Source organism: Catenulispora rubra (assembly GCF_015356825.1).
Lineage (GTDB): Bacteria > Actinomycetota > Actinomycetes > Streptomycetales > Catenulisporaceae > Catenulispora > Catenulispora rubra.
In genome coordinates this window covers 1-12,011 of the sequence record NZ_JAACYW010000337.1, presented here as the reverse complement: position 1 = coordinate 12,011, position 12,011 = coordinate 1, and the positions used below count along the sequence as shown (strand labels likewise).

At 68.4% G+C, this 12,011-nt stretch carries 7 protein-coding genes; all 7 read right to left on the bottom strand.

Annotated features, from left to right (window positions below):
- Positions 1 to 996: 996 nt before the first annotated feature.
- Entirely contained in the window at positions 997 to 3,543 is a 2,547-nt protein-coding gene (gene gyrA, locus GWK61_RS47335; protein WP_369125670.1) for a DNA gyrase subunit A, read from the bottom strand.
- 136 nt (positions 3,544 to 3,679) lie between these two features.
- Complete coding sequence (gene gyrB, locus GWK61_RS47330; RefSeq protein ID WP_194919703.1) at positions 3,680 to 5,665, bottom strand: DNA topoisomerase (ATP-hydrolyzing) subunit B; 1,986 nt, start codon at positions 5,663 to 5,665, stop codon at positions 3,680 to 3,682.
- A gap of 458 nt (positions 5,666 to 6,123) precedes the next feature.
- On the bottom strand, positions 6,124 to 6,660 hold the full coding sequence (locus GWK61_RS60215; RefSeq protein ID WP_194919701.1) for a DciA family protein: 537 nt from the start codon (positions 6,658 to 6,660) through the stop codon (positions 6,124 to 6,126).
- Entirely contained in the window at positions 6,657 to 7,820 is a 1,164-nt protein-coding gene (gene recF / locus GWK61_RS47320) for a DNA replication/repair protein RecF (protein WP_194919699.1), read from the bottom strand. The genes GWK61_RS60215 and recF overlap by 4 nt, the downstream gene beginning before the upstream one ends.
- A 9-nt stretch (positions 7,821 to 7,829) precedes the next feature.
- On the bottom strand, positions 7,830 to 8,708 hold the full coding sequence (gene gnd, locus GWK61_RS47315) for a phosphogluconate dehydrogenase (NAD(+)-dependent, decarboxylating) (RefSeq protein ID WP_194919697.1): 879 nt from the start codon (positions 8,706 to 8,708) through the stop codon (positions 7,830 to 7,832).
- 79 nt (positions 8,709 to 8,787) lie between these two features.
- Positions 8,788 to 9,975, bottom strand: coding sequence for a DNA polymerase III subunit beta (gene dnaN / locus GWK61_RS47310; RefSeq protein WP_194919695.1), 1,188 nt, complete (start codon positions 9,973 to 9,975; stop codon positions 8,788 to 8,790).
- Positions 9,976 to 10,756: 781 nt separating this feature from the next.
- A partial coding sequence (gene dnaA, locus GWK61_RS47305) for a chromosomal replication initiator protein DnaA (RefSeq protein ID WP_228564113.1) occupies positions 10,757 to 12,011 on the bottom strand: 1,255 nt, incomplete at its 5' end.

Sequence of the window (12,011 nt, the reverse complement as noted above, 5' to 3'; positions counted from 1 at the left end):
CGCCTGGCCCTGGGCCGACTCCGATTGCTGATACGCCACGGTTCCCATGGTAGGGGCTTCCTTGCGTCTTCCCCCGGTACGACGGCCTCCGCCGCTGGAAAAGCGTCCGGCCAGACCCGACAGGCTCGCCGTGATCGAGGCCGCTGCGCCTGCCACCGCGGCACCGGCACCGGCGCCCGCGCCGGCTGCGGCTCCGGTTGACGGGCCGCCGGGAGCGCCGGGCATGCCGGGGCCGGTGGGAATGCCATGGGTGCCAGGCATCTGACCGGGGCCGGGGCCGACGGGGACGCCGGGACCGGCATGGCTGACCTGGCCGGAACCACCGCCGTGGGCAGTGCCCGGGCCGCTCATCCCCGGAGCGACAGGAATGCCAGGACCGCCGGACCCGGCAGGGCCGCCCTGCGCCATCGGAGCAGCATGCCCGCCATGAGCGCCCTGGCCACCGGGAACGCCAGAAACACCGCCGGCGCCACCAGGGGCCGAGCCGTAGCCGGGGCCGGGGCCGGGGCCGGGACCCGCAGGTCCGCGCCCACCCTGCGGCGGCCCGTAGCCGGGCGGCGGCTGGTTCGGCGGCGGACCCTGCCGGTGCGCCCCGGGCGCCCCGGGCGGCGCGGCGTCCGGAACGGAAGCGGCGCCGGGGCCGGCCCCGTAAGCGCGGGGCCCGCCACCGACGCCGTCGGGGTCGGTTCCGAGGCCGGGATCGGTCGTCGTCTCGCTACTCACCCGGCCAAGCTACCGTCCTAATCCCCGTAGGTCTCCCCGGCCCCGCAATTTTTCGTAGCACGGACCATATGTTCGACGGACCTCAAGACTGCGCCGTGCACATAACCGGACACGTAACGAAGCAAGCCGGACGTCGCAGGCCTGGCACAGACAGCCGAACGGGCGTCACCCGTCTGCCCGGCCGACAGCGGGCATCGCGCCCGAAAACCGAGCGGCGGCACCGGTGCCTCGCACCGATACCGCCGCCACGCGTTCGCCGCACGTAACAGACGACTACTCGTCGTCGGAACCCGCGTCCTCAGAGCCCTCGCTCACCGGGTCGTCCTCCGAAGCCTCAGCCACCGGAGCCGCACCCTCGAGCTCAGCGACTTCAGAGACCTCAGCACCGTCAACGCCCTCGGCCTCGCCCAGCTCGTCCTCCACCTCAGCCGGGTCGCCGTTGCGCGCGATCGCGAGCACCGTGTCGCCCTTGCCGAGGTTGATCACCCGCACGCCCATGGTGTCGCGCGACGTCGGCCGCACCTCCGACACCCGCGTCCGGATCACCCCGCCGGACAGCGTGATGGCCATGACCTCGTCGCCCTCGTCCACCACCGCGGCACCGACCAGGCCGCCGCGCTCGTCGACCGTCTTGGCGGCGATGACGCCCAGACCACCGCGGCCGCGCAGCGGGAACATCTCCACCGCGGTCCGCTTGCCGTAGCCGCCGGAGGTCGCCGTGAACAGGAACGTGTCCGGCCGGACGACGTCCATCGACAGCAGCTCGTCGTCCTCGCGGAAGCGCATCCCGATCACGCCCGAGGTCGCCCGCCCCATCGGCCGCAGCGCCTCGTCCGTGGCGGTGAACCGCAGCCCCTGCGCCTGCTTGGACACCAGCAGCAGATCGTCCTCGGGGGAGACCAGCTCGGCGGCGATCAGCTCGTCGTCCTCGCGCAGGTTGATCGCGATGACGCCGGCCGAGCGCGGCGAGTCGTAGTCCTTCAGCGGCGTCTTCTTGATCAGCCCGTTCTTGGTGGCCAGCACCATGTACGGCGCCTGCTCGTAGTCCCGCAGGTCCAGCACCTGGGCGATCTTCTCGTCCGGCAGGAACGCCAGCAGGTTCGCCACGTGCTGGCCGCGCGCGTCGCGGGCGGTGTCCGGCAGCTCGTGCGCCTTCGCCCGGTACACCCGGCCCTTGTTCGTGAAGAACAGCAGCCAGTGGTGCGTCGTGGTGACGAAGAAGTGGTCGACGATGTCGTCCTGCTTCAGCTGCGCGCCCTTGACGCCCTTGCCGCCGCGCTTCTGCGAGCGGTACAGGTCCGTCTTGGTCCGCCGGGTGTAGCCGCCGCGGGTGATCGTGACGACCACGTCCTCCTCGGGGATCAGGTCCTCGATGGACATGTCGCCCTCGTAGGGCACCAGCTGCGAACGCCGGTCGTCGCCGAACTTGTCGGTGATCGCCTGCAGCTCCTCCGAGACGATCCGCCGCTGCCGCTCCGGAGACTCCAGGATCGAGTTGTAGTCCGCGATCTTGGCCATCAGCTCGTTGTGCTCGGCCTCGATCTTCTGCCGCTCCAGGGCGGCCAGCCGGCGCAGCTGCATCTCCAGGATCGCGTTGGCCTGGATCTCGTCGATGGTGAGCAGCGCGATCAGGCCGGTGCGGGCCTCGTCGACCGTGGGGGAGCGGCGGATCAGCGCCACCACCTCGTCGATCGCGTCCAGCGCCTTGAGCAGGCCGACCAGGATGTGCGCGCGCTCCTGGGCCTTGCGCAGGCGGAAGCGGGTGCGGCGGACGATCACGTCGATCTGGTGCGTGACCCAGTGCCGGATGAAGGCGTCCAGCGACAGCGTGCGCGGCACCTCGTCGACCAGCGCCAGCATGTTCGCGCCGAAGGAGTCCTGCAGCTGCGTGTGCTTGTACAGGTTGTTCAGCACGACCTTGGCGACCGCGTCCCGCTTCAGGACGATCACCAGGCGCTGGCCGGTCCGGGAGGAGGACTCGTCGCGGACGTCGGCGATGCCGGCGACCTTGCCGTCCTTGACCAGCTCGGCGATCTTCAGCGCCAGGTTGTCCGGGTTCACCTGGTAGGGCAGCTCGGTGACCACCAGGCACATCCGCCCGTTGATCTCCTCGGTGTTGACCACCGCGCGCATGGTGATCGAGCCGCGGCCGGTCCGGTAGGCGTCCTCGATGCCGCGCCGGCCCACGATCAGCGCGCCGGTCGGGAAGTCCGGGCCCTTGATGCGCTCCATGAGCGCTTCCAGGAGCTCCTCGTTGTTCGCCTCGGGGTTCTGCAGGAACCACTGGACGCCGTCGTTGACCTCGCGCAGGTTGTGGCTCGGGATGTTGGTCGCCATGCCGACCGCGATGCCGGTCGAGCCGTTCACCAACAGGTTGGGGAACCGCGCGGGCAGCACGACCGGCTCGGTGGAGCGGCCGTCGTAGTTGGGGCGGAGGTCGACGGTGTCCTCGTCGATGTCCCGCACCATCTCCATGGCCAGCGGCGCCATCTTGCACTCGGTGTACCGCATGGCCGCGGCCGGGTCGTTGCCCGGGGAGCCGAAGTTGCCGTTGCCGTCGACCAGCACCATCCGCAGCGACCAGGGCTGCGCGAGGCGGACCAGGGTGTCGTAGATCGGGGAGTCGCCGTGCGGGTGATAGATACCCATGACCTCGCCGACGACGCGGGCGCACTTGTAGTAGCCGCGATCGGGGCGGTAGCCGCCGTCGTACATCGCGTACAGCACGCGGCGGTGCACCGGCTTCAGGCCGTCCCGGACGTCGGGCAGCGCGCGGCCGACGATCACGCTCATCGCGTAGTCGAGGTACGAGCGCTGCATCTCCGTCTGGAGGTCGACCGGGTCGATCCGGTCGTACTGCGGCGTCTCGTCCACAGTCTCCGTGCTCAAATCTCAATCCTTCGCTGTCAAGGAGAGGTGGTGCTCTCGTCAGGCTGGTTCGTGGACGGGTGCGGACTCAGATGTCCAGGAACCTGACGTCCTTCGCGTTGCGCTGGATGAAGTTGCGGCGGGCCTCGACGTCCTCGCCCATCAGCACCGAGAACAGGTCGTCGGCCTGGGCCGCGTCGTCAAGGGTGACCTGCCGCAGGATCCGGTGCTCCCGATCCATGGTGGTGATCCGCAGCTCTTCGGCGTTCATCTCACCGAGACCCTTGAAGCGCTGCACGCTCTCGTCCTTCAGGCGCTTGCCGGCGCCGACGCCCGCCTCGATCAACTGGTCGCGCTCGCGGTCAGAGTAGGCGTAGTGGAAGTCGTTCTGCGTCCACTTCACCTTGTACAGCGGCGGCGCGGCCAGGTACACGTGCCCGGCCTCGACCAGCGGCTTCATGAACCGGAACAGCAGCGTGAGCAGCAGGGTGTTGATGTGCGCGCCGTCGACGTCGGCGTCGGCCATCAGGATGATCTTGTGGTAGCGCAGCCGGCTGATGTCGAAGTCGTCGTGCACCCCGGTGCCCAGCGCCGAGATCAGCGCCTGCACCTCGGTGTTCTGCAGCACCTTGTCGATGCGCGCCTTCTCGACGTTCAGGATCTTGCCGCGGATCGGCAGGATGGCCTGGGTCATCGGGTCGCGGCCGGACCGCGCCGAGCCGCCGGCGGAGTCACCCTCGACGATGAAGATCTCGGTCTTCGTCGGGTCGTTGGACTGGCAGTCGGACAGCTTGCCGGGCAGCGAGGAGGACTCCAGCAGGCCCTTGCGACGGGTCAGCTCGCGGGCCTTGCGCGCGGCCATGCGCGCGGTGGAGGCCTGGATGGTCTTGCGGATGACCTCGCGGGCCTCGTTCGGGTTCTCCTCGAGCCACTCACCGAGCTTCTCGTAGACCAGACGCTGCACGAACGTCTTGGCCTCGGGGTTGCCCAGCTTGTCCTTGGTCTGGCCCTCGAACTGCGGCTCGGACAGCTTCACCGAGACGATGGTCGTCAGACCCTCGCGGATGTCCTCGCCGGCGAGGTTCTCGTCCTTCTCCTTGAGCAGCTTCTGGTCGCGCGCGTACTTGTTGATCAGCGTCGTCAGCGCCGCACGGAAACCCTCCTCGTGCGTACCGCCGCCGTGGGTGTTGATGTTGTTGGCGAAGGTGTAGATCGACTCGGAGTACTGGCTGTTCCACTGCAGGGCGATCTCGGCGGCCAGGGTGCGGTCCTTGTCCTCGCCCTCGAAGTCGATGACGTTCGGGTGGACCGGCTCGCCCTTGCGGGCGTTGATGTGCCGCACGAAGTCGGCGATGCCGCCCTCGGCGTGGTACTTCACCGAGCGCTGCTCGCCGTTCTCGTCCAGGAACTCCGGACGCTCGTCGGTCAGCGAGATCGTCAGGCCCTTGTTGAGGAAGGCCATCTCCTGGAACCGGCGCGAAAGGGTCTCGAAGGTGTAGACCGTGGTCTCGAAGATGTCGGGATCGGCCCAGAAGATCGTCGAGGTGCCGGTGTCCTCGGCCGGGCCCCCCTTGCACACCTCGGACTCGGGCACGCCGTGCTTGTACACCTGGTTCCAGACGAAACCGTCGGTGTGCACCTCGACCTCGACCCGGGTGGACAGCGCGTTCACCACCGAGACGCCGACGCCGTGCAGACCGCCGGAGACCTTGTAGCCGCCGTCGCCGAACTTGCCGCCGGCGTGCAGGATCGTCATCACGACTTCCAGCGCGGACTTGCCGGTCTTGGTGTTGATGCCGACCGGGATGCCGCGGCCGTTGTCCACGACCTTCACCCCGCCGTCGGCCAGCAGCCTGATCTCGATGTTGTCGGCGTACCCGGCCATGGCCTCGTCCACCGAGTTGTCGACGATCTCGTAGACCAGGTGGTGCAGGCCGCGCTCCCCGGTGGAGCCGATGTACATGCCCGGCCGCTTCCGGACGGCTTCCAACCCCTCCAGGACACTGATGGAGTCAGCGTTATAGGTGCCATCGGGGCTTGGGGTGATGTCCCCGGTCGGTTCTACGTCCGCCACGGCGCGCTGGCCCTTTCTCAAAACACGGCCTGGGCGTGCGGAGCGCGCCGTCGGAGGAACCCACCGGACAGTCGCGGCCCGACGCGAGCCGCGAAGGGGAAGACTTACGAGCTTTATTCTACCCTGCCCGGCTGACCAAAGTGGCCCTCATACGGCCCTGTGAGGCCTTGAGAGACATTTTTTGCCCGTCTTTGAAGTCCCCCCATACGAGCCGCCCTGCGAACGGCTCACGACAGCGTCCGACACGGTCTGAGGATGCGAGAGGGTGATTGTCACAGGTATGGACCTTTATGGTCCGCCGTGGCGTGGCCGATTCGGGCCGGACGACCAGGGGATCGTCGCTGTTGAGACGCGTGGTGGCGATGGGACTGCCGGGACTGCGCCGAACACCCCGCGCGAACCTAACGATCCCCGAGAGCGGCAACAAGGTCAAAAGACAAGTAACCGGCGCCGATCGGTCAGCGGCCGCCGGGCCCGACCACTTTCAGGGTCGAGATGGCGCCGGCGGTGTCGCGGCCACCGTGGGCCGCGCGGGAGGTCCCCAGTTCTGCATTGAGTTTGGCCAGCAGCTGGGGAGCCAGCATCCGCAGCTCGGTGGCCCAGGCCGCGGAATCGGTGCGGACGGTGAGGATGCCGTCGTTGAACTCCACCGGCGTGCAGTGCGCCGCGATGTGGCTGCCCACGATCTCGCCCCAGCGGCCCATGACGCCGCCGACCGCCGCCGGCACGCTCCAGCCGCGGTCCTCGATCAGCCTGGGGATCGCCGAGGACAGCAGCTGCGGATCGCGTTCGTCGGGACCGGATCCCGAACGCTGGCCGGGGTTGTTGTTACGACGCCGGTTGCCGTTCCATCCCGCGCCGCCGTCCTTGCTGCGGGACCGCGCGGCGGCGAACGCGGCACGGGCCAGGTCGATGCCGGAGCCCTTGGCGTCGGCCCCCTCGGCACCGTCGGCGCCGTCACCGCCGGATCCGCTGTCCACAGGCTGTGGATTCACGCCGCGTTCACCTGCCCTCCGGCCACTGTGAACTTCTGGCCGATCAGCTGCTCGGGGACGTCGGCGTCCACGGCCGCGGTGATGAGCACCTGGTCGGCGCCGGAGACGCGCTCGGCGAGCCGGCGGCGGCGCTTGGCGTCGAGTTCGGCGAAGACGTCGTCGAGGATCAGGACCGGCTCGCCGCCCTCGGATCCGTCGGAGCGCAACAGGTCGTAGGCAGCCAAACGTAATGCCAGCGCGTACGACCAGGACTCGCCGTGGCTGGCGTAGCCGCGGGCTGGCATCAGATTTCCAGAAGACCCAGCATCGCCCGAGGAGGAGGTCAGCTCCAGCACCATTTCGTCGCGGTGCGGGCCGACCAGGGTGATGCCGCGGTCCAATTCGTTAGCGCGGGCCTCGCCCAGGGCCGTCATGAACTGTTCCGTCAGGACAGCGACGGTCGGATCGGGTTCGGCGGCCACCGTCGAGCGGTAGCCGATGCGGGTCGCGCCGCCCTCAGCGATCTCGACGTAACACTTGTCCACAAGGGGGGACAACGACGAGATCAGCGCCAGGCGCGCGGCGACCAGTTCGGCCCCGGCCAGCGCCAGATGATGGTCCCAGGCGTCGAGCGTCGTGAGGTTGGGGCCGGAGGTCTTGTTACGTCGGGCCATCGCAGCCGTCCGCAGCAAGGTGTTCCGCTGCTTCAGCACCCTGTCGTAGTCGGCACGGACCCCGGCGAACCGCGGCCAGCGCGCCACCAGCAACTCGTCGAGGAAGCGGCGGCGCTCCCCCGGATCGCCTTTCACCAGCGCGAGATCCTCCGGCGCGAACAGCACGGTACGCAGCACGCCGAGGATCTCGCGGGGACGCGGAACCGCGTTGCGGTTCAACCGGGCCCGGTTCGCGCCGCCCGGGTTCAGCTCGATTTCCACAAGCTGTGTACGGCCGTCGCGCTCCACGTTCGCGCGCACTATGGCGCGCGGTGCGCCGAAGCGCACGAGCGGCTGGTCGGTGGCCACGCGGTGGCTGTCGAGCGTGGCGACGTAGCCGATCGCCTCGACCAGGTTGGTCTTCCCCTGCCCGTTGGGCCCGACGAAGGCGGTGACGCCTCCCCCGAGCGCGACGTCGAGGGAGGCGTACGAACGGAAGTCCGCCAGCGACAGATGCGTGACCCGCAATGGGAGGTCCTAACTCTCCTTCTTCACGGCGTGGCCGCCGAACTGGTTGCGCAGCGCCGCGACCGCCTTCATCTGCGGCGAGTCCTCCTGACGGGAGCTGAAGCGCGCGTAGAGCGAGGCGGTGATCGCCGGGGTCGGCACGGCCAGGTCGATACCGGCCTCGACGGTCCAGCGGCCCTCGCCGGAGTCGTCGGCGTAGCCGCGGATGCCGGACAGGTGCTCATCGTCGTCCAGGGCGCGCACCAGCAGGTCCAGCAGCCACGAACGGATGACGGTGCCCTCCTGCCAGGAGCGGAAGACCTCGCGCACGTTGGTCACGTTCGGGGCGGACTCCAGCAGCTCCCAGCCCTCGGCGTAGGACTGCATGATGCCGTACTCGATGCCGTTGTGGACCATCTTCGAGAAGTGGCCCGCGCCGACCTCGCCGGCGTGCACGAAGCCGCTGTCGCCCTCGGGCTTGAGCGCGTCGAAGACCGGCTGCGCGCGCGCGATGTCGGCCTCCGCGCCGCCGACCATCAGGGCGTAGCCGTTCTGCAGGCCCCAGACCCCGCCGGAGACGCCGGCGTCGACGAAGGAGATGTCCTTGGCCTTGAGCAGCTCGGCGTGCTTGACGTCCTCGGTCCAGCGCGAGTTGCCGCCGTCGATCACCAGGTCGCCGGCGTCCAGCAGGTCCGACAGCTCGCGCACCGTGGCGTCGGTGGCCTCGCCGGCCGGCACCATGATCCACACCGCCCGCGGCGTCGGCAGCGCCGCGACGAGCTCCTTCAGCGAGCCGACGTCGGCCAGCTTGGGATCGCGGTCGTAGCCGACGACGGTGTGCCCGGCCTGGCGGATGCGCTCGCGCATGTTGCCGCCCATCTTGCCCAGGCCGACAAGACCGATCTCCATGGTCTTCCCTCTGTTTCTTCCGTCACCTGATCGTGTCAGATCCGACCTTACGGGGCCCGTGTGAACAGTGCTTTCCGGGTCAGCCCGCGGACTGACCGGGGACACGCAACGGCATCATCAGGTAACGGAACTCCTCCTGCGGCGGGGCGTCCAGGGCCGGGCGGCCCATGAGCACCGCGGGCTTGGAGGCCACGGTGAACGACAGCTGCGCGTACTGCGTGTCGATCACCTGCAGGCCGTCCAGCAGGAAGCTCGGGTTGAACGAGACGCTGATGTCCTCGCCGTCCAGGACCGCGTCCATGGCCTCGGAGGCCTGCGCCTCGTCGCCCGCCCCGGCCTCCAGGGTCACCTCGCCCTGGGTGAAGGCCAGCTTGATCGGCGAGGTGCGGTCGGCGACCAGGGACACGCGCTTGGCGGCCTCCAGGAACGGCGCGGTCTCGACGGTCGCGGTGATGTTGTACTCGTTCGGGAACAGCGAGCGGTACTTCACGAACTCGCCGGACAGCAGCCGCGAGGTCATCCGCCGCGAGCCCTTGCTCCCGCTGGAGGCGCCCTCGCCCGATTCGAAGCCGATCAGCCCTTCGCCGGCGTCGCTGCCGGCCAGCGCCAGGGTGACCCAGTCCCCGCCGGTGAGCGCCTTGGCGGTGTCGGACAGGACCTTGGAGGGGATCAGCGCGGTCGCCGACATGTCCTGCTGCTCCGGCTTCCACTGGAGCTCGCGGACCGCCAGCCGGAACCGGTCGGTGGCGACCAGGGTGACCCGCTCGCCCTCGATCTCCACGCGGATGCCGGTGAGCATCGGGATGGTGTCGTCGCGCCCGGCGGCGATGGCCACCTGGGAGACCGCACCGGCCAGGCCCGAGGCGGTGACGGCGCCGGTGGCCGACGGCATGGTCGGCAGCGCCGGGTAGTCCTCGACCGGGAGCGTCTGCAGCGTGAAGCGGCTGGATCCACAGTTGACGAGGACTTTCGACCCCTCGGTGGAGAACTCCACGGGGCGGTTCGGCAGCGACTTGGCGATGTCCGCCAGGAGCTTGCCGTGGATCAGGATCCGGCCCGGCTCGGTGACGTCGGCGCTGATCTGGGCACGGGAGGAGACCTCGTAGTCGAAGCCGGACAGCGTCACCGAGCCGCTGTCCCCACCTTCACCTTCGACGGCCTCGAAGACCAGGCCGGCCAGCACCGGGGCGGCCGGGCGGCTGGGCAGGGACCGCGCAGTCCATGCCACGGCCTCGGAAAGGACGTCGCGTTCGACCCGGAACTTCACCGGACACCGCCTCCTGCTTGCTTACTCGCTGCTCATCGGAACCAGCGTCCCATCATGCCGTCTGCGACCCACAGGCTGTGAATCGGCGCTGCGTGTTGGCCGGTGTGTGTTGGCCGGTGTGTGTTGGGAGCTTCCAGTGTGCCTGAAACGAGCTTGGGGAGGAGTGGAAACGGCGACAACGGGGGAAGGTGTGTCAGAGGGCCCTGAAAGAGTGAATCCGGCTTCGTTGCGGTGGGACGTCCAATGAGCGAGCCGCAGGGTTTTCCACAGATGTGGGCCGAGACGATTCAAATCGGCCGACGTAGCTACCTGTTCTCGTAGTAGTAGTAGGGGCTGTGGATACTGTGGATAACCGTTGTTTCCGCAGCTCATACCTATTATGTTAGTCCACATTGCTTGTGGGTACAGCTGTGGAAAACAATTCAACTCTGGGGATAACTCGCCGGTATCCACACGTCCACTCAGTTACGCACAGCGTTGTCCACAGGTTATCCCCAGTTTTTCCCCGGGTTGTCCCCAGGACGGCGATGATCGTGCGATCTGCCATGTGGGTGACATGTCGAACCTGCGGAACGTCATGCGTCCGAACCTTTTCCGCTCGTCGCCTTAGCGACATAGAGCTTCGAAGCGGACATGTAGGACATTAATCGACAAGGAGCTATGAAACGTGGGAGGTGGGGGTTTTCTCGACGTTCGGCGTGTCGTGTCGCAGGTCTTCCGCCCACGACAAAAAGGCCCGGCACGCGCGAGAGCGTGCCGGGCCTTTGCGGGAAGGAGCAGGTCAGCCGGACTGCTTGATGCGGTTCGTGAGCTCGGTCACCTGATTGAAGATGGCCCGGCGCTCCGGGAGCAGTGAGCGGATCTTGCGGTCGGCGTGCATCACCGTGGTGTGGTCGCGGCCGCCGAAAGCCTGTCCGATCTTGGGCAGGGAAAGGTCGGTGAGCTCGCGGCACAGATACATGGCGATCTGCCGCGCGGTCACGAGGATGCGGCTGCGAGAAGTCCCACAGAGGTCCTCCATCGTGATCCCGAAGTACATCGCGGTCTGGACCATGATCGTCGAGACCGTGATCTCCGGACCGGCCGCGTCCGGCATCAGGTTCTTCAGGACGTCCTCGGCCAGCGACAAGTCGACAGGGGCCCGGTTCAGCGAGGCGTACGCGGTGACCCGGATCAGCGCGCCCTCCAACTCGCGGATGTTGGTGGAGATCTTGGAGGCGATGAACTCCAGGACCTCGGGCGGCGCGTTCAAGCCCTCCTGCTGGGCCTTCTTGCGCAGGATCGCGATCCGGGTCTCGAGCTCGGGCGGCTGGATGTCGGTGATCAGGCCCCACTCGAAGCGCGAGCGGAGCCGGTCCTCCAGGGTGTTCAGCTGCTTGGGCGGCCGGTCGCTGGAGATGACGATCTGCTTCGAGGCGTTGTGGAGGGTGTTGAAGGTGTGGAAGAACTCCTCCTGCGTCCCCTCCTTGTTCTCCAGGAACTGGATGTCGTCGACCATCAGGATGTCGACATCGCGGTAGCGCTTGCGCAGGTGGTTGCCGGCGCCGTCGCGGATCGCGTTGATGAAGTCGTTGGTGAACTCCTCGGTGGACACATACCGCACGCGGGTCCCCGGGTAGAGGTTGCGCGCGTAGTGGCCGATCGCGTGGAGCAGGTGCGTCTTGCCCAGGCCGGAGTCGCCGTAGATGAACAGCGGGTTGTAGGCCTTGGCCGGGGCCTCGGCGACGGCGACCGCGGCGGCGTGCGCGAACCGGTTGCTGGAGCCGATGACGAAGGTCTCGAAGACGTACTTCTCATTGAGCTTGGCCTGCTGGGCCTTGGCGCCGTCGTCGGGAGTCGAGGACCGGGCCCCCGGGCTGCCGGTGGACAGCGACAGCGTGGCCGCTATCGGGTCGCTCTCCTCGGGCTGCGGCTCGGAGATGCGGGGCGGCGGCAGGGCCACGCCGCCGATCGGGGGCCGGGGCAGCTCCGGGGCGAAGGCCGGGGGCTCGCTGTGGAAGGCCGCCGGAGCGGGCTGGTCCGGCCCGGCCGGCGTC

What these genes read in the sequence shown, in the direction of transcription:
- gyrA (WP_369125670.1), bottom strand. Translation starts at nt 3,543, where the DNA reads ATGCAGCGCTCGTACCTCGACTACGCGATGAGCGTGATCGTCGGCCGC.
- gnd (WP_194919697.1), bottom strand. Translation starts at nt 8,708, where the DNA reads ATGGAGATCGGTCTTGTCGGCCTGGGCAAGATGGGCGGCAACATGCGC.